16 protein-coding genes are annotated in these 16,783 nt (G+C 62.5%); 4 read left to right on the top strand and 12 right to left on the bottom strand.

All coding sequences use genetic code 11. The annotated features are described in order from the left end of the window. Positions 1 to 10 precede the first annotated feature (10 nt). Positions 11 to 1,351: a GNAT family N-acetyltransferase gene (locus J2Y41_RS03675; RefSeq protein WP_309926224.1), complete on the bottom strand. Its 1,341-nt coding sequence runs from the start codon at positions 1,349 to 1,351 to the stop codon at positions 11 to 13. Positions 1,352 to 1,432: 81 nt separating this feature from the next. Continuing rightward, a complete protein-coding gene (gene polA / locus J2Y41_RS03680) occupies positions 1,433 to 4,075 on the bottom strand; it encodes a DNA polymerase I (protein WP_309926713.1) in 2,643 nt (880 codons plus the stop codon). A gap of 160 nt (positions 4,076 to 4,235) precedes the next feature. On the opposite strand from polA, the gene J2Y41_RS03685 reads away from it, so the two are divergent. Continuing rightward, on the top strand, positions 4,236 to 4,700 hold the full coding sequence (locus J2Y41_RS03685) for a hotdog fold thioesterase (protein WP_223932901.1): 465 nt from the start codon (positions 4,236 to 4,238) through the stop codon (positions 4,698 to 4,700). A gap of 22 nt (positions 4,701 to 4,722) precedes the next feature. Here J2Y41_RS03685 and J2Y41_RS03690 read toward each other — a convergent pair whose 3' ends face one another. From J2Y41_RS03690 to J2Y41_RS03715, 6 genes are all read right to left on the bottom strand, one after another. Next, a complete protein-coding gene (locus J2Y41_RS03690; RefSeq protein WP_224164342.1) occupies positions 4,723 to 5,268 on the bottom strand; it encodes a dihydrofolate reductase family protein in 546 nt (181 codons plus the stop codon). 13 nt (positions 5,269 to 5,281) lie between these two features. Further along, positions 5,282 to 6,211, bottom strand: coding sequence for a hypothetical protein (locus J2Y41_RS03695; RefSeq protein ID WP_309926228.1), 930 nt, complete (start codon positions 6,209 to 6,211; stop codon positions 5,282 to 5,284). Next, positions 6,208 to 7,206 (bottom strand): hypothetical protein, encoded by a 999-nt coding sequence (locus J2Y41_RS03700; RefSeq protein WP_309926231.1) that lies wholly within the window; start codon positions 7,204 to 7,206, stop codon positions 6,208 to 6,210. Before J2Y41_RS03700 ends, J2Y41_RS03695 begins: the two co-directional genes overlap by 4 nt. Before the next feature lie 92 nt (positions 7,207 to 7,298). Further along, a complete protein-coding gene (locus J2Y41_RS03705) occupies positions 7,299 to 7,520 on the bottom strand; it encodes a hypothetical protein (RefSeq protein WP_216925815.1) in 222 nt (73 codons plus the stop codon). Continuing rightward, positions 7,517 to 8,722, bottom strand: a complete 1,206-nt coding sequence (locus tag J2Y41_RS03710) for an inorganic phosphate transporter (RefSeq protein WP_224090181.1) — start codon at positions 8,720 to 8,722, stop codon at positions 7,517 to 7,519. Before J2Y41_RS03710 ends, J2Y41_RS03705 begins: the two co-directional genes overlap by 4 nt. Before the next feature lie 179 nt (positions 8,723 to 8,901). Next, positions 8,902 to 9,408 carry an HAD domain-containing protein gene (locus J2Y41_RS03715; protein ID WP_224090180.1) on the bottom strand — a complete coding sequence of 169 codons (507 nt, stop codon included), beginning with the start codon at positions 9,406 to 9,408 and terminating at the stop codon, positions 8,902 to 8,904. A gap of 131 nt (positions 9,409 to 9,539) precedes the next feature. Between J2Y41_RS03715 and kynA the strand changes: the two genes are divergently transcribed. From kynA to J2Y41_RS03730, 3 genes are read left to right on the top strand one after another with little or no spacing between them, the layout of a single operon-like run. Next, the gene (gene kynA, locus J2Y41_RS03720) at positions 9,540 to 10,409 is read left to right on the top strand and encodes a tryptophan 2,3-dioxygenase (protein WP_224164337.1); all 870 of its coding nucleotides are present in this window, start codon (positions 9,540 to 9,542) and stop codon (positions 10,407 to 10,409) included. A 36-nt stretch (positions 10,410 to 10,445) separates the two neighbouring features. After that, positions 10,446 to 11,684, top strand: coding sequence for an aminotransferase class V-fold PLP-dependent enzyme (locus J2Y41_RS03725; protein ID WP_309926236.1), 1,239 nt, complete (start codon positions 10,446 to 10,448; stop codon positions 11,682 to 11,684). Next, on the top strand, positions 11,681 to 12,538 hold the full coding sequence (locus tag J2Y41_RS03730; protein WP_309926238.1) for a PaaX family transcriptional regulator C-terminal domain-containing protein: 858 nt from the start codon (positions 11,681 to 11,683) through the stop codon (positions 12,536 to 12,538). Before J2Y41_RS03725 ends, J2Y41_RS03730 begins: the two co-directional genes overlap by 4 nt. Here J2Y41_RS03730 and J2Y41_RS03735 read toward each other — a convergent pair. Genes J2Y41_RS03735 through J2Y41_RS03750 form a run of 4 tightly spaced genes read right to left on the bottom strand, consistent with a single transcriptional unit; the run spans position 12,525 to position 16,671 of the window. Then, complete coding sequence (locus J2Y41_RS03735; RefSeq protein ID WP_309926240.1) at positions 12,525 to 13,865, bottom strand: MFS transporter; 1,341 nt, start codon at positions 13,863 to 13,865, stop codon at positions 12,525 to 12,527. The genes J2Y41_RS03730 and J2Y41_RS03735 overlap by 14 nt on opposite strands. A gap of 39 nt (positions 13,866 to 13,904) precedes the next feature. Beyond that, positions 13,905 to 14,195 carry a Dabb family protein gene (locus J2Y41_RS03740; protein WP_309926242.1) on the bottom strand — a complete coding sequence of 97 codons (291 nt, stop codon included), beginning with the start codon at positions 14,193 to 14,195 and terminating at the stop codon, positions 13,905 to 13,907. Next, positions 14,192 to 15,850 (bottom strand): FAD-dependent oxidoreductase, encoded by a 1,659-nt coding sequence (locus tag J2Y41_RS03745; protein WP_309926245.1) that lies wholly within the window; start codon positions 15,848 to 15,850, stop codon positions 14,192 to 14,194. Before J2Y41_RS03745 ends, J2Y41_RS03740 begins: the two co-directional genes overlap by 4 nt. A gap of 35 nt (positions 15,851 to 15,885) precedes the next feature. Beyond that, positions 15,886 to 16,671, bottom strand: coding sequence for an SDR family oxidoreductase (locus J2Y41_RS03750; RefSeq protein WP_309926247.1), 786 nt, complete (start codon positions 16,669 to 16,671; stop codon positions 15,886 to 15,888). Between the last annotated feature and the right edge of the window lie 112 nt (positions 16,672 to 16,783).

A 16,783-nucleotide genomic window follows, 5' to 3' on the forward strand; every position in this document is an offset into this window, starting at 1 on the left:
AAGTGTATTTCTAGAAATGGGTGAGGCAGTGTGCTGGCCGTTCCACAGCAAAAAGCTGTTGGGCTGCGAATGCGGCACCGGGCTTGCCTTCACGCATCCGCCCTGCAGCAGTGAGCGTCACCGGGGACACAGCACCAAGATAGATGGACGCGAGATCGGCGACATCCATCCAGAGATCCGGTTCCTGGCCGGATGCCTCGGTGACGGTCGCGGCAGCACCGCCGTCGGACTCCAACGCCCACGTGCCACCAGCCATGCCAAGGGTATCCGAGACTTCCATGACCAGCTTTCCGGCAGCCGGGTACCGGCGGGCGGACAGTGCTGCCGGAACGTCCAGGATCCGTAACCACAACATGTCCCGCACGTCCGAGGAATCCAAGCATCTGGGATCTTCCAGGGCCCACGTCAACGGATCATCCACGGGGGCCTCGGCCCACGTCACCTGGTCAATGAGATCGATGCTCCCAAGGAAGCGCCAGAGATCGAGGTAGGCCGCATTGGTACCAGCAACGAGGTCCACGATTTCCATGGTGTACGGCTTGGCGTCCCAGCCCTTGAAGCGATAGGAAACGTAGCCGTCCGGTGTCCCGGAGGAGTCGTAGTGCAGGGCGCTTCTTACCCCGGTGTCTGGCTTCCCGTCATGGCCGATCGCTCCGGAAGCCAGCAAGCGATAGTACTCTTGACGGTCTACTGAGCCAGGAGTTACCCGCTGGACGTGCTCGAAGACCTGTGGCGCAACGTCCAGCAGAACTGCCGGATCAGCCACCTCTACCGTTCCCGTCGCTTGCCCCTTGAGGCGGAAACGAGGGCCGGTATCGACCTTGATGCTGCGCTCAAAAGTAGCCACGCCAAAACCGAAGCGGCCGTAGATGGACCCCTCCGAGGCCGTGAGCGCTGCCATGGCGAGGCCATCGTCCTTTGCGCCGGCAAGGTCAGCGGTGATCATGCCCCGGAGCAGTCCTTTGCGCCGGTGCGTTCCACGTACGGTCACCGCGGTCACCAGGTTTGATTCCAGTTGCCGGCCAAACCCGATGTTCAGGGATTTGCGCATGGTGCCGTACGTGGCCACCGGAACCTCCGCGCCCAGAGCGTGCTGGGGAACGTCTCCGTTGATGTAGACCCCGGTCAATTCGCGGCGGTCCGTGCGGTAAGCGCGCAGGGTCTTGGCGATGTAGTCGTCGTCGCGTCTGTGCTGGTGGAAGCCGTGCGAGACTGCCTGGACCCACGCGGCACAGCGGGAGTAGGCGGGGTCCTCGCGATCAGCTACGGCAGGGAATTGTTGAACCCTGTATTTCCCGGCATATTTTTCGGCGGAATTCGTTTCGGAATATCTTTCATTGGGATCAGCCACGCCCCGAGCCTAGCCAGACGCCGGAGGGCGCGCCACCATTCAGGCGGCGCGCCCTCCGGCGATCCTTGGAACGTCTGGCGGCTAGTGGCCGGCCTCATACCAGCTGGAGCCCACGCCGAGCTGGACGTCCAACGGGACTGACAGCTCAGCAGCAGCCCCCATTTGCTCCACCACGAGTTTCTCGACAGCCTCGCGCTCTCCCGGTGCGACCTCAAGGACGAGTTCATCATGGACCTGGAGGAGCATCCGCGATTTCAAGCCCTGGCCCGCAAGTTCGGCCGAAACACCCAACATGGCCCGCTTGATGATATCGGCGGCGGAACCCTGGATGGGCGAATTAAGGGCAATTCGCTCGGCTGCTTCCCGGGCCTGGCGATTGGTGCTGGTGAGGTCCGGGAGGTAACGGCGACGACCCTCAATGGTGGCCGTGTAACCGTCCACCCTCGCCTGGTCCACAACGCCCCTGAGATAGTCACGCACGCCGCCGAAGCGATCGAAGTAGTCCTTCATCAGCGTCCGTGCCTCGTCCACGGAAATTTCCAGCTGCTTTGAGAGGCCGAACGAGGTCAGCCCGTAAGCCAGGCCATAGGACATGGCCTTCACTTTGGATCGCATCGCGCTGGTGACCTCGGCAGGAGCGACGTTGAAGATCCGCGAGCCCACGAAGCGGTGCAGGTCCTCCCCGTCCCTGTATGCCTGGATCAGTGCTTCGTCACCGGAGAGGTGGGCCATGATGCGCATTTCGATCTGTGAGTAGTCAGCGGACAGGAGGCATTCATACCCTTCGCTGACCACGAAGATCCCGCGGACACGGCGACCTTCTTCGCTGCGGACCGGGATATTTTGCAGGTTGGGGTTGTTCGAGGAGATCCTGCCCGTGGCAGCAATGTTCTGCGCGTAGGTGGTGTGGATGCGGCCATCGTCCGCCACGGACTTCTTGAGCGTCTCCACCATCTGGGCGAGCTTGGACGATTCCCGGTGCGCCATAAGCTGCACCAGGAATTCATGGCCGGTCTTCTCCAGCAGGGCCTTCAACGATGCCGCATCCGTGGTGTAGCCGGACTTGATTTTCTTGGTCTTCGGGAGGCCGAGTTCCTCGAAAAGGACGGTCTGCAGCTGCTTGGGCGAACCCAGGTTTACCTCGTGCCCGATCGCGGCGAAGGCCTGCTCCTGGGCGTTCTCGATCACCTTGGTGAGGTCCGCAAGCTGCTCGTTCATGCGGTCCATGGAGACGTAGATACCAGTCAGTTCCATCTGTGCCAGGACGCGGGACACAGGGAGCTCCAGCGTGGTCAGCAGGGCGTCGGCCTTGCGGTCGGCGAGTTCCTTCTCGAAGTGCTTGCTGAGGGCATGCACGACGGCGGCCTGCTGGACGAGCGCTGCGGCTGCGGCTTGGTCGCTGCCTCCCATGAGGTCCAGCTCCAACTGCCCGGCCGACGCAGTTACGACGCCCAGGGAAATCTTGAGGTGGACCTGCGCGAGTTCAGGGAGGTCGTAGCTGCGGCGGTCAGGCTGGATCAGATATCCGGAAACCGAGGTGTCATCAACCACGCCTTCCAGTCCCAGGCCACGGTTGTGCAGGGCCTTGAGGGCGGCCTTGAACTCGTGCACCACCTTGGCTTCTTCAGGATCCCGGAGCCAGTTGGCCAGCACCGGCTCGGCTGCTGAATCCAACTCCGTGAGGTCGATATAGGCAGCGCCATTGTTCCGGACCACTGCCAACGCGTTGGCATCCTCGCCTATGCGGCCCTGGACGGGCTGGATGGCAATCGCGGAACGTGTGCCGGAGCCGGCGCTGAAGAAGGCCTCCAACTCAGCGGCGTCCTTGAGCGTGGCAAACTCAGGGGCTTCGATGGTGTCCGGGGCGGCACCAGTGGTGTCGTCACCGTACAGATCGAACAACCGGGCGCGCAGGGTGCGGAATTCCAGTTCCTCGAACAGTTCCTCGATGGCCTGCCGGTCGGGGCGCGGCTCGTGGAGGTCCTCCAGCCCGACGGGCAGTTCGAGGTCCGTCAGCAGCTGGTTCAGCCTGCGGTTACGTTTGACGTTCTCCAGGTTCTCCTTGAGTGCTCCGCCCACCTTGCCGCCGATGGCGTCCAGGTTCTCCAGGATGCCATCCAGGCCACCGTAGAGGTTGATCCATTTGGCGGCGGTCTTTGGCCCCACGCCCGGTACGCCCGGAAGGTTGTCCGCGGATTCGCCCACCAATGCGGCGAGGTCCGAATACAGGGCAGGCTTGACGAAGTACTTCTCCTCAATGGCCGCCGCATCCAGCTTGGGGATGTTGCTCACGCCCTGTTTGGGGTAGAGCACAAACACGTTGTCATTGATGAGCTGGAAGGAGTCCCTGTCCCCCGAGACCAGGAGGACCTCAAAGCCGGCGGCATCCGCCTGGGCAGCTAGGGTGGCCAGGATGTCATCAGCCTCGTAGCCGGGCAGTGCGATGGTCTTGATACCCCAGGCCTCCATGACCCTGGCGATGAGGGCGATCTGGCCTTGGAACTCCGCAGGCGTCGCGTTGCGGCCACCCTTGTACTCGCTGTACTCGGCCTTGCGGAAGGTGGTGTCGTCAGAGACGTCGAACGCCACGGCGACGTGCGTTGGCTTCTGGTCCTTGATCAGGTTGATGAGCATGGAGGTGAATCCATGCACGGCGTTGGTGTGCTGGCCTCTGGCGGTAGAGAAGTTTTCAGCAGGAAGGGCGTAGAAGGCCCGGAATGCCATGGAATGGCCATCCAGGACCAGCAACCTGGGCCGGCCCTCCCCCGTGGTGCTGGATGAAGCGGTGGAAGAGGGGGTGGGTGCTGTTGCAATGGCAGCAGCTTGGGCCGTTGGAACCTGGTCCGGTTTGGTTGTTTCACTCACAGGTGCCAGCCTAGTTGGCATGATGGACAATTTCACGCCGAACCGGTTTGTCGACGAACTGAACGAGGCAGGTGTGCCCGAAGAGTTCCATGATTGGCTTTCGGGGCACGGCGTCGGCTCCCTTGTGGTGAAAATGGGGATCCGGTTTACCGAGCTCAGTGCCGAGCGGACTGTGGCAACCATGCCAGTGGAAGGGAACACACAGGTAGCCGGCATCCTTCACGGCGGAGCCCACGTGGTCCTCGCCGAAACCCTGGGTTCATTTGCTGCCTCGCTTCACGCCGGCAGGGGACGGCACGCCGTAGGAATCGAAGTTGGCGCAACGCACCACCGCTCCATTGCCAGCGGCACGGTAACCGGCACATGTACGGCGATCCACCTGGGCGGGACATTGGCCACCCACGAGATCGTTATCACCGATGAAAAGGGCAGAAGGCTTTCGACTGCCCGGATTACCAACATGATCCGGAACAACCGCCACTGATCCGGGAGTTGCTGCCTAACAGCTACCGTGGCGGCATACGGTAGTGCAGTTCAGCCGCGGCCCCGCCAAGGATGCGCGAGGAGAGCAACTCAAGTGGCGCCGTCGGGCCCTTCAGCGGCAGCAGCCGCTTACCGGCGCCAAGGACAACCGGGATGATGGTGACGATCATCTCGTGGAGCAAGCCGGCGTTGGCGAACTGGGCCACGAGGTCGCCGCCGCCCACCAGCCAGACGTTCTTGTCTCCGGCGTCGGCGAGGAGATCCGGTGCGAACTCGCGCACGTCCCCACGGACGAACGTGACATTGGAACCGGCCGGAGCCGAGTACTCATGATGCGTGAACACCCAACAGGGGATGTCCGGGTACGGCCACTTGCCGGGCTCGTGCTCCATGAGCCAACGGTAGGTCCCGCCGCCCATGGCGACACAACCCACACCTGCGAAGAAGGACTCATAGCTGCCGCTCACGCCTTCAACCTGGTCGAATTGCAGGAGCCAGCCGAGATCGTCATCCTCGGAAGCAATGAAACCGTCCACGGTGGACGCCACGTAATACTGGAAGATCGACATGGCCCCACACTAGTCAGTTGGCGCTGGCGTTCCCATACTCCACACGCACACTGCCATCATCACGCAGTACCACCACCCGGCCCTGGGCAAGCGTCCATCCATCGTTCAGCAGGAAGATCCTTCCTCCACTGACCACCAGCAGCCGCAGGCCCGTGTACCGGTACAACGGCTCAGCGTCCGTACCAGCCGAGTCCTCATGGACGTTGGGCGCTGTCACGGCCAACCGCTCCTTGCTGTAGACCACGGCCGTTGGCAGCAGGCTGGATCTTTCCTGGTAATCGATGGCCGCGCCCCGCCCAAGGGCCTGCGCGTAATCGGAGGTACCCCAGAAAAGGAGCAGGGTGACCAGGACGAACACAAGGGACCTTTCGAGTGAGCGCGGAGTGGTGGCGCGGAGGATCCGCTGGGCCGGATCAGCGGCCCGCCGACGCACGCTCAGTCCCCATGCCCCCACGAGCAAGCCGGCGGCGATGAGGAAGGGTGCGTAGAGCAGGATCCGTCCCGGCTGGGTCACGATCGCCACCCACATCACCGCCGCGTAGGCGAAACCAAGAATCAGCACCACCAGGGCGGCCCTTCGCAGAAGCGTCCGGTGGCGTGCGGCGCCCAGGAGCCGGGAAACGAGCCGGTCCACCATGAGCCACAACAACCCGATCACCACGAGCCAGGCCAGCGGCTGGAAGAGCGACTGGATACTCCGCAGAATAAAGTCCTGCACGGTATAACCAAACAGGCTGACGTCCAGGCCCATGGCCTTCGCCTGGGCATCCGTACGCGCCCAGCCGAAGTAGACCAACAACGCCGTGGCCACGGTCAGGGGCGGACCTATGACGGAGAGGACGTCCAGGGTCCGCTGCCAGCGGTTGTTGACCAGGCTCCGCTCAGCGGATTCTTGAGAGGCAGCGGATTCTTGTGAGGCAGTGGGCTCCTGGGCGACGCTCATGGAGTTGCCGTGGGGGACGCGCCGACAGAAGGGATGGCTGGCGGTACACTCCGCGGGGGCTTGGCGCTTGGCGGGGTTCCATTGGTTTCGGGCGTTCCACCCGGGCCCGTGCTCTTGGGTGCGGAATCATCATAGAAAAACGTCACTGTTCCGCTGATGTCCACGGTGTCCGTAATGGAAATACGGACGGAGGCGCGGCCATCGGACGGCGGCATCCTCAGATACAGCGTTTCGTAGTCCCCTCCTCCGGCAACTATTTCGGGAGCTGCGGGGACGCCGTCGAACAGGATGTCCCCGACCCTGACGTAATAGCCATCCAGCCTGACCACAGTGCCGCCTGACCGGGGGCCGGAGGCACGCGCTGTGCCTGCCACTGGCCTCAGGTCGTTGTCTACTACCGTGAGGCCGCTCAAGTGCCGCGGGCAAGCTTCACCCGGGGCGGTTTCAGGCTTTAGTTGGACTCCCGGGTTGCTGCGGTGTTGGGCGACCGCAGAAGCTGACGTTGCGGCGACGGTGAACTCAAGACACTGGGTCTGCGGTATACGCGGTGTAGCTGCAACGGCATTCGAAGCGCGCTGCCAGTCCTGCTGCACACCACTTTGCAGTGCCTTGCAGACAGCGGCGGCCGCTTGCCACACGGCAACATCTTCGGCGCCTTCCAGGCTCTTGGCCAGCGCATCGCATTGGAATTGCTGCAGCAGGAGATAGCGTTGACCGGCCGTGGGATCGTTGGGGCCTACTGGCCCTATGGGTACCCAGCGCACCACCGGCGCTTCTGCCTGGGGTGCTCCCGGTCCGGCCGGACCTGCGGGCTGCCCGGCGGTGGGAGCGACGGCGGTGGGAACCGCTGGTGATGTTGCGTTGGTGACGGGCGGAGCCGGATTGGGAGATGGACTGCCTTGTGGGGTGTTGTTGGGAACGCACGCAGAAAGTGCCAGCACCAGGACCGGAACGAGTGCCAGTCCGATGCGATGTCTTCGGGAATGGCACTTCATGACAGCCCCACATCTGCCGGATCACGACCACGCAGTGATGTAACTTCACTGCTGATTATTCTCCCGAATGGACTTTGCTGCCAGAGAGGCGGTTACTTTCCGAAGTAGGGCACGATCAAGTAGATGCCGAACAGGACGGCGAGTCCGCAGATGCCAAAGCATACGGCCGCCAGGGAGCGAACGAGTCCGGGCGACTTCTGCTGGGCGTCACCCGCAATTGCGGTGAGGCGTACTCCAAGGGAGTAGAGAACCACCAGGGTCACAGCAGCAACGAGCGTGACGCCGGCAACCTGAAGCAATTCCAGCCACTTCATCGCTGCACATCCTTGTTGTTGACGGACTTTCGGGATTTCTTTTTCTTGCTGAACTTCACGGCGTGGCCGGCCTCTTCGACTTCCACTGCGTTGTGGTGGCCAACATGCGATTTACGCGACGCAACAAACATGAAGACGACGGCGGCGCTACCGACGACCGCGGCAATGACGACGCCCACGACACCGATGTTCACCAGGAGCGCGGTAAGCCCGCCCACGATGGCCGACGCCGGCAGGGTAAACAGCCAACCCAAAGCGATCTTGCCGGCAGTGCCCCAGCGAACGGAGGTGCCCTTTCGGCCCAGACCTGAGCCAATGACGGAACCGGAGGCGACCTGCGTGGTGGAGAGCGCGAAACCCAGGTGGGAAGAAGCCAGGATGGCTGAGGCCGTGCTGGTCTCGGCCGAGAAGCCTTGCGCCGGCTTTACTTCGGTCAGGCCTGAACCCATGGTGCGGATGATGCGCCAGCCGCCAGCATAAGTGCCGATGGCGATGGCCAAAGCACAAGCAGCCACGACCCAGAACTGCGGACCGGATCCCGGAGCCTGCGTGCCTCCCGCAATGAGGACCAGGGTGATGATGCCCATGGTCTTCTGGGCATCGTTGGTGCCGTGTGCGAGGGCTACGAGGCTGGACGTGAAGATCTGGCCGGTCCGGAAACCACCGCGCTTCTGCGTGAGCTTGTCACCCGTTTCGGGGTCGTGCCGGGAGGTCAGCGCGTAGGCCAGGCGGGTGCAGAGGTACGCCACGGCCCCGGCGATGAGGGGTGCAAAGACAGCTGGCAGGATCACCTTCTGCAGCACTGTTTCAAAGTTGATGGAGTGAAGTCCGATACCCACCACCGCGGCGCCGATGAGGCCGCCGAACAATGCGTGCGAGGAACTGGAGGGCAGGCCTTTGAGCCACGTGACCATGTTCCAGAGGATTGCACCCATCAGGCCGGCGAAGATGATGTCCGGTGTGATGTGAATACCGTCCGAGCCTTCCCGGATGAGTCCCCCGGAAATGGTTTTTGCCACTTCGGTTGAAAGGAACGCCCCAACAAGGTTGAGCACGGCTGCCAGGGCAACCGCCGTCTTGGGCTTGATCGCCCCCGTAGCGATAGGCGTAGCCATCGCATTGGCTGTGTCGTGAAAGCCGTTGGTGAAGTCAAAGAATAGGGCCAACGCTATGACAAGCGCGACCATGAAGGTGATTTCCACCTGTTGCCCAATCTGCAGAGTCGACGTTCAGCAGTTCCACTTCCCCATACCTGCCATGCACAGCATAGTTCAGCCATTGTTCACCTGACTGGACTTGCCGCACTCTATCCGGCGGGCTTGAAACCTTAAGAATCCTACGTGCCAACCACCGAGCGGCCAAACAGGTACCGTCGCTTCGGTCAACCGAGGAAGGTACGGACGGCGGCAAGATCGCGGCGGGAGAGTCCCTTGCGTGGATCCGGTGAGATGCAAAGCACACGGTCCTGGTGGTATTCAGCCCAGGAACGGGCGTCTGACTCCTGGCCAAGTTGGTCGTCCAGCCACACGAAGCGCTCGGCTCCCATCGCGGCCAGGTCCTTCTGGAGCGCCCCGAGTTTCCACCATTCCGCGCTTTGGTCCCACCCCTGGCTGGTAAGGACAGGCCAATCCTCGCCCTTCAGTCCAATGGCAGGACAGAGAAACTCCGGGGCAAGGCGTTCCCAGGTGGTGAGCCATACAAAGCGGGCGAAGGGATGCTCTGCCAGCTCGTTGAGTTCGGCCACTGCCTCGGGCGCGAACGCGACGTCAAGGATGCCGGCGTCGGCGATTTTCCATTCACCACCCCAATCAGTGACGCCCTGGGGGCCGAACGGGTTCACCACGCCGTCGACGTCCAAATATATGGACACCGGCATGTTGGAGGCCATGGCCGTCCTCCCTTCCCCGCGTTCCGGTCTATCAAGCCCAGCGTACGGCACAGGGGCGAACGTCAGGGGAAAGAACGTGCGGGCGAAATCATTTTCTTGACGTTCGTCATGGAAGTGATAATCTCGAAGATATGGAAAAGCCCCCAGTCCATTCCCCCCAAAGTGTCCGCCACATAGAAGATTCAGTGCGCACCGATTTCCGTCACGCAATGTCCTATGGCGGTTATCTGGACCTGGACCACCTGCTCAACTCGCAGCATCCGCTCAGCCAGCCTGAGCACCACGACGAACTGCTGTTCATCATCCAGCACCAAACCAGTGAGCTGTGGCTCAAACTCGTCCTGCATGAGCTCCTGGAAGCCCGCAGGCTTTTTGACCAGGACAACCTTGGCAAGGCGCTCAAATGCATCGCCCGCGTCAAGGCCATCCAGCGCACCATGACAGAACAGTGGTCGGTCCTGGGCACGCTCACGCCCCGCGAGTATGCACAGTTCCGCGGATTCCTGGGTAGTTCCTCAGGTTTCCAGTCGTATCAATACCGCGGGGTTGAATTCCTGCTGGGCAACAAAAACAGGGGCATGCTGCGCGTTTTCGAAAGCGACCCCGAAGCACATGCGCTGCTCAGCCGGCTCCTGGATGAACCCACCCTGTACGACGCCTTCCTGGCGGTTCTCGCCCGGGCCGGATACGACATCCCGGCCGACATTTTGGAGCGGGACACCAGTGAGCCTTGGACGTTCCGAAAGGATCTGGTTCCGGTCTTCCAGAAGATCTACGAATCGGACGATACCCAGTGGGGACTGTACGAGGCCTGCGAAGACCTCGTGGACATCGAAGACAACTTCCAGGCCTGGCGGTTCCGGCATCTGCGCACCGTCCAGCGGACCATCGGGTTCAAGGTGGGCACCGGCGGCTCCTCAGGTGTCGACTTCCTCAAACGCGCCCTTGACCTCACCTTCTTCCCCGAGCTGTACGCCGTCCGTACTGAGATCGGCAACTAAGCAAACACCCGCCAAGCCTTTCCCAAGGAGGGAACCATGACTACTGCCCAGCAGACCCAACGGCCAACGTCGGCCGAGCTGGACGCCGCAGATCCTCTCGCCGCCCAGCGTGAGGCCTTCTACACGCCCGACGCCGGCCAGCTCACCGCTTATCTCGACGGCAACTCGCTCGGACGTCCGCTTAAGGCAACCGCAGCGAACCTCCAATCCTTTGTCCATGGTGCCTGGGGCAGCCGGCTGATCCGCGGCTGGGACGAACAGTGGATGGATGAGCCTACGCGCGTGGGCGACCGCATCGGCGAAGTGACGCTTGGTGCCGCTCCCGGGCAGGTCACCGTGGGCGACTCCACCTCGGTCATGCTGTACAAGCTGATCCGGGCAGCGGTAGATGCCCAGCCTGGCCGTGACGAGATCATCATTGACAGGGACAACTTTCCCACGGACCGCTTCATCATCGAAGGGATCGCCAAGGAACGCGGGGCAAGCATCAAATGGATCGCCACCAACCCCGCAAGCGGCGTTCGTGCGGCGGACCTTGACGGGCTCCTTGGCGAGCGGACCGCCGTCGTGGTTCTTAGCCATGTGGCCTACCGCTCCGGGTTCCTTGCAGACGCGAAGGCAATCACCGGCAAGGTGCATGCCGCAGGTGCCCTCATGCTCTGGGACCTGTGCCATTCCGTAGGTTCCGTGCCGTTGGACCTTGATGCCTGGGACGTCGACCTGGCCGTTGGCTGCACCTACAAGTACCTCAACGGTGGTCCGGGCTCCCCCGCATTCGCGTATGTCAACGCCTCACGGCAGAACCTTCTCCAGCAGCCCATCTGGGGGTGGATGGGCGCGGACAATCCATTCGGCATGACGGATTCATACCGTCCCGCCGAGGGAATCCGGCGGTTCATCACGGGTACTCCTCCTGTTCTTGCCATGCAGCCGATCAAGGACATGGTGGAGCTGATCGCCTCTGTGGGCATGGATTCGGTCCGGGAGAAGTCGGTCAAACTCACGGAGTACGCGATCGCCCTCGCGGACGAGCTCCTGGTTCCACTTGGAGTAGAAATCGTGAGCCCCCGCGACGCTGCCGAGCGTGGGTCGCATGTCACGGTGGACCACCCACTGTTTGCCGATGTGACGGCGAAGCTGTGGGAGCGGGGCGTCATTCCAGATTTCCGTCCCCCGCATGGCCTGCGCATCGGGTTGTCTCCCTTGAGCACGAGCTACGCCGAGGTTGAGCTGGGAGTGACAGCTATCCGCGACGCCCTCGCCGAACTGCTGTGAGTGCCGTTCTTGACGATATGGACTCCCGTCCCGGGAGTACCACGTCGTTGCTGCGAACCGTCATCGGCTTGTACCTGCGGGAAGCGGGCGGTTGGATGTCGGCCAAGGACATCGTCGTCCTCATGGAGGCCCTTGGCACGTCCGGAACAGTGACCCGGACTGCCCTGGGCCGCCTGCGGAAGAAGGACGTTGTCCTTCAGGAGACGCGCGACGGGATCCCTGGTTTCACGCTGACCGAAGGAGCGGCATCCATGCTGGCCCGCGGCGACCGCAGGATTTACAACCCCACCAGCATGTCACCGTCCGATCCGTGGTGCCTCGTTTCCTTTTCGATTCCGGAGACGGAGCGGGAGAAGCGTCACCAGTTGCGGCGCAGGCTCCACTGGATTGGTTGCGGGACGGTGGCCGCCGGCCTGTGGATCTGCCCGGATACCCTTCGCGGCGAGGTGGAGGAAATCCTCGCCGACCTCGAACTCCGGGGAATGGCCACCCTCTTCGTGACGAAAACCCCGCTGGTGGGCGGCAGCCTGGAGGATGCCGCCTCGAAGTGGTGGGATCTGGACGCGGTAGCGGAACTCTACAAGGATTTCATCCGCGAGCACGGGTCTGCCGTGCCCGCCCGGGACGGCGCCGGCATCGATGCCGGCGCCTTTGCCAGGTATGTCCAATGCATTGACCGCTGGCGGATCATCCCCTACCTCGACCCCGGGCTGCCCGGGACATTCCTGCCCGAAGACTGGCCCGGGGCCCAAGGAACTGCGTTGTTCAAGCAGATTATGGACGCCTACGCACAACCAAGTGCGGACTTCGTGCGCCGCACCTTGCAGGGAAGTACCGCGGTTACTGTTTCCTAGCGGCCACTCCGCGCCAGTATGGCTCGCCGAGCTCCTTGATGGGCGTTCGTGCCGTCTCGCGGGAGTAGAAGGCGGCCACGCCGGCGATCGCCATGCAGAGGACCGCGAAGCCCGCTACAGGTAGCCAGCCATCGTGTCCCTTTCCCAAAAGAATGCCTGCGATCAGTGGGCCAAATCCAGCCACCACCAGGCCCAGCTGGTTGCCCAAAGCCATTCCTGAATAGCGGACCGGAGCCGCAAACAGCTCGGCAAAGTGGGCTGGCCAGATGCCGTTGAAGCAGGAATACAACAACGTCATGTTCGCGAAAGCCGCAGCAAAGACCAGCAGGATGTTGCCCGTGGACAACGCACCGAAGTAGGCGAAAATCGTAACCGAGCAGCCGAGGGCAGCCGTGAGGAGAAGCGGCCTGCGCCCCACTTTGTCGGAGAGCTTTGCAGTCAAGGGCATCACGAACATGGACAAACCAATCGCAACGGCGTTGACGGTGAGGATCGACGCTTTGTCGAAACCCGCAGTTCCTGTGGCGTAGGACAGGCCGAAGACCGTGAAAATAGTCTGCATGACGGACATGATGGACATGCCCACCACCCGGATCACGTCTGCTGACTGGAAGCGCAGGACCTCCCGGAGTGGCATGGGCGCAACCACTTGACTGGCCTTTGATTCCTCGAATTCCGGCGTCTCGTCCAAGTGCGTGCGGACCCAGTAGGCGATTGCCAGCACCACGATGGACAGCCAGAACGGGACGCGCCAGCCCCAGCTCATGAGTGCTTCGGTAGGCAGCGCAGCTACGGGGATGAACACCAGCGTTGCGAGGACCATCCCCGAGGCGTAGCCGGTCATGACGAAGCTCGTGAAGAAGCCACGGCGGCCTTCCGGGGAGTGCTCCAGGGTGAGGGTAGATGCGCCCGCGGACTCTGCACCCGCCGAGAAGCCTTGCGCCAGGCGGCCGACCACCAGCAGGATGGGAGCCCAAACGCCTATCTGGCTGTAACTGGGCAGGAACCCGATGCCAAGGGACGCCGTGCCCATGACGCCCAGCGTGATGAGGAGGATCTTCTTCCTGCCCAGTTTGTCGCCGAAGTGGCCCATGACCAGGCCGCCTACCGGCCGGGCAACATAGGCGACTCCAAAGGTGGCGAACGCGCCTATGAGTCCCACCGCAGGGTCCTCGGACGGAAAAAACAACGGACCGAAGACCAGCGCGGCAGCGGAACCGTAAATGAAGAAATCGTAGTACTCCAGGGTGCTGCCCAGAAACGAGGCAAGTGCGGCTTTCCGTGGTGTTTTTTGCAGTTTTTGCGGCTGGCGGGTGGTGCTTAACATGGCAATTCTCCTTTGAATGGCAACGTGCTGCGGCCAGGGCTACAGCGGAAAGTCGACGGCGATGATCTGCTCGCTGTTGGGGAACGAATACTTCTTGAGGGGCTCATGCAGGGGATGGGTGTTGTAGGCCTCGATTTCTTCCACCGCATTGAAATCGGCAACAATGGCGTAGTCGAAAGAGCGCCCTTGCTGGAGGATGTCCGAGCCGTGGGTGAGCTTCAGCAGCCCCGGAATGTTGCCCTCCATCCGGTCAAGGCCCTCGATCCAGGCTGCTTTGTCCATCGGCGGGAAATCCGGTTTGAACTTGAACAAGACCGTGTGGCGGATCATGCGCCCACCCCCGCCGGGACAGCCTCATACTCCGCGGATTGGCCTGCCAGGGTCCGGCCTGCCAGGTACCCCATGGTCATGATGGGTCCCAGGGTCGCGCCGGCTCCGGGATAGCCCGCAGCGTAGGCATTTTCTGCAGTGTTTCCTGCGGCGAACAATCCAGGAATTGGTTGTCCGTCCACGTCCAGTACACGCGCGAGGCCATCCGTCGCCACGCCACCATTGCTGCCAAACGCACCATTGACCACCTCCATCGCGTAGAACGGGCCGGTTTGCAGCGGACCGAGCGAGGGGTTTGGCCAGGGGCAATCGTCGTCTCCCCAGTATTTGTCGTAGGCACTTTCGCCCCGGCCAAAGTCGGGGTCCTCTCCCTTGACTGCGAACTCATTGAAGCGTTCGACCGTCGCCTTCAGGTTCCCTGCGGGGACGCCGATCTTCAATGCCAGTTCTTCCAGGGTGGGCGCCTCGATCAGGTAATTCGGCGTGGGCTGGCCCGCCCTGTGCGCGAGGACCCCATAGCGTTCCAGGTAGCTGTAGTCGAAGACCACGTGGGCCGGAGTATTCAGGGTCTGGTTGTTGGGCGAATCCCACGACTGCAGGCAGCGGGCGAGATCGTTGTAGTTCTGGGATTCGTTGGCAAAGCGGCGGCCGTGGCGATTGACCATGAGCGAGCCCGGTCCCTGACGTTCAAACCGGAGCAATGTGCCAATGGGTGCGCCGTCGCGGGTGTCGCCCGTAATGGACATGGGCGCCCACCACGCTTCACGGGTTGCCCTGGTCTGGGCACCGATCCGTTGCGCCATTTTTAGGCCGTCTCCAGTGTTGGAGGGCGGCGAGCACATGATGTACAAGCGTGAAGCCAGGAGCGAGTCCGCCAAAGCCTTGTCCCATTCGAAACCTCCGGTGGCGAGGACTACGCCGTCGTTGGCGTGGAAAACTTCACCCGACTCGAGTTCGACGCCCGCTACCCCGCCGCCGTCGTACTGGAGCCGGTGGCCGCGTGCGCCGACTACAAGCGCAGCGTCATCGCGGACCAGGCTGGCCAGCAACATCGCCACCAGGGCCTGACCCTTAGCCACGAGGCCCCGCTCTTGCCGCTGGTTGAGTTCTTTCCAGGGGAACTTGGTGAAGGCGCCCCACGTCTCGTACTCCTGCATGGTGAACGGTGCCCGGCCATCGGAACGGACGTGGGCTGCGAGTTCGCCGAGCGCCTCCCGGATGTTGAACAGCTCCGGCTCCACCGTCCTGCCGCCCTCCACCGAGCCAGCGAGATCCTGGCGGTAGTCCGGAAAGTTGTCCAGGAAGATGAACCTGACGCCGCACTCGTCCTCTGTGAAACGGAGCATGGTGTCGCCGTAATCCAAAGCTGCATCCAGCAGTTCATCCCGGCCGCGGCCGCGGGCCACAGCCCGGACGTAACGGGCGGCCGCACTCTTGGAATCGTTCAGTCCGGCCGCACGTGCATGGTGGTTGTCGGCCACCCAGAGCATGCCGCCCGAGACGGCGGACGTACCGCCCAGCAGCTGGGTTTTTTCAAGCACGAGGACGGACTTGCCGGCTCGCGCGGCAGTCGCCGCTGCCGTCAAAGCGCCCGCGCCGGAACCAACCACTACTACGTCGTAGGTATCGGAACGTGTGCCGTTCAGGAATTTCATGATGGTGCCTCTCTGGAAAATTGTGGTGGTGATGGTCAGACAGCTGTGTAACCGCCATCGATGACGAGCTCGGAGCCCGTGGTGAATCGGGATTCATCGGAAGCCAGGTAGAGGACTCCGTACGCAATTTCGTCCGGTTCACCCTGGCGCGGGAGCGGGTTGCCGCCCACGAGCTGCCTGTAGTAGGCCTCCGGTCCGATGTCTGATTGCTCAGCCGAGCGTCGGCTCATCCTGGTGTTCATGGAACCCGGGTGGACAGAGTTCACCCGCACGCCATGGACGCCATAGGCTGCGGCATCGGACTTGCTCAGGAGCCGGACGGCACCCTTGGTCGCATGGTAGAGCGGAACATTACGCCCACCGGTGAGTCCGTGGATGGATGAGAAGTTGATGATGCTCCCCGACTGCTTGTCGATCATCCCCGGGACGATGTACTTGGTCATCAACCACACGCCCTTGACGTTGACGTCAAAGATCACGTTGAAGTCGTCAAGGCTTGCGGTGTGGCTCGCTCCCGCTGGTCCAATGATGCCTGCGGCGTTGACCAGAATGTCCGCAGTGCCGAGATCCGCGGTGAGTTGCCGGACAACCTCGGCGACACTCGATTCGTCGGTGACATCGACGTCGTACTCCCTGACGCCCGGGTGGCTGGCCCCGCCGGCAGTGCCTGCCCGGTCAAGGCTGGCGACCACTGCTCCATGATCCGCCAACAGGCGGGCCGTTGCACTGCCCAGGTCTCCCCTGCCTCCCGTGACCACGGCCACCTTGCCGGCTACGCGTTGTGCCGTCAATCCTTGAAGTGGCTGCGTTGCTGTCTCCATGACCAGCTCCTCCTGCCGCGGCATTGCGGCTGCTCAAAATCGTTTCGACTCAACATCGTTTCGACTCAATACCGTTTTCGACGCAGGGCAGCACGGAATTGCCCGTTGGGGC

This window comes from Arthrobacter sp. 1088, assembly GCF_031455315.1.
Taxonomy (GTDB): domain Bacteria; phylum Actinomycetota; class Actinomycetes; order Actinomycetales; family Micrococcaceae; genus Arthrobacter.

Bases quoted from the DNA above. Each gene is read 5' to 3' on its own strand.
- J2Y41_RS03705 (WP_216925815.1), bottom strand. From the start codon at position 7,520: ATGAAGTGGCTGGAATTGCTTCAGGTTGCCGGCGTCACGCTCGTTGCT.
- J2Y41_RS03715 (WP_224090180.1), bottom strand. From the start codon at position 9,408: ATGGCCTCCAACATGCCGGTGTCCATATATTTGGACGTCGACGGCGTG.
- J2Y41_RS03740 (WP_309926242.1), bottom strand. From the start codon at position 14,195: ATGATCCGCCACACGGTCTTGTTCAAGTTCAAACCGGATTTCCCGCCG.
- J2Y41_RS03695 (WP_309926228.1), bottom strand. From the start codon at position 6,211: ATGAGCGTCGCCCAGGAGCCCACTGCCTCACAAGAATCCGCTGCCTCT.
- J2Y41_RS03745 (WP_309926245.1), bottom strand. From the start codon at position 15,850: ATGAAATTCCTGAACGGCACACGTTCCGATACCTACGACGTAGTAGTG.
- J2Y41_RS03685 (WP_223932901.1), top strand. From the start codon at position 4,236: ATGATGGACAATTTCACGCCGAACCGGTTTGTCGACGAACTGAACGAG.
- polA (WP_309926713.1), bottom strand. From the start codon at position 4,075: ATGGCATTCCGGGCCTTCTACGCCCTTCCTGCTGAAAACTTCTCTACC.
- J2Y41_RS03725 (WP_309926236.1), top strand. From the start codon at position 10,446: ATGACTACTGCCCAGCAGACCCAACGGCCAACGTCGGCCGAGCTGGAC.
- J2Y41_RS03750 (WP_309926247.1), bottom strand. From the start codon at position 16,671: ATGGAGACAGCAACGCAGCCACTTCAAGGATTGACGGCACAACGCGTA.
- J2Y41_RS03735 (WP_309926240.1), bottom strand. From the start codon at position 13,865: ATGTTAAGCACCACCCGCCAGCCGCAAAAACTGCAAAAAACACCACGG.
- J2Y41_RS03700 (WP_309926231.1), bottom strand. From the start codon at position 7,206: ATGAAGTGCCATTCCCGAAGACATCGCATCGGACTGGCACTCGTTCCG.
- J2Y41_RS03690 (WP_224164342.1), bottom strand. From the start codon at position 5,268: ATGTCGATCTTCCAGTATTACGTGGCGTCCACCGTGGACGGTTTCATT.
- kynA (WP_224164337.1), top strand. From the start codon at position 9,540: ATGGAAAAGCCCCCAGTCCATTCCCCCCAAAGTGTCCGCCACATAGAA.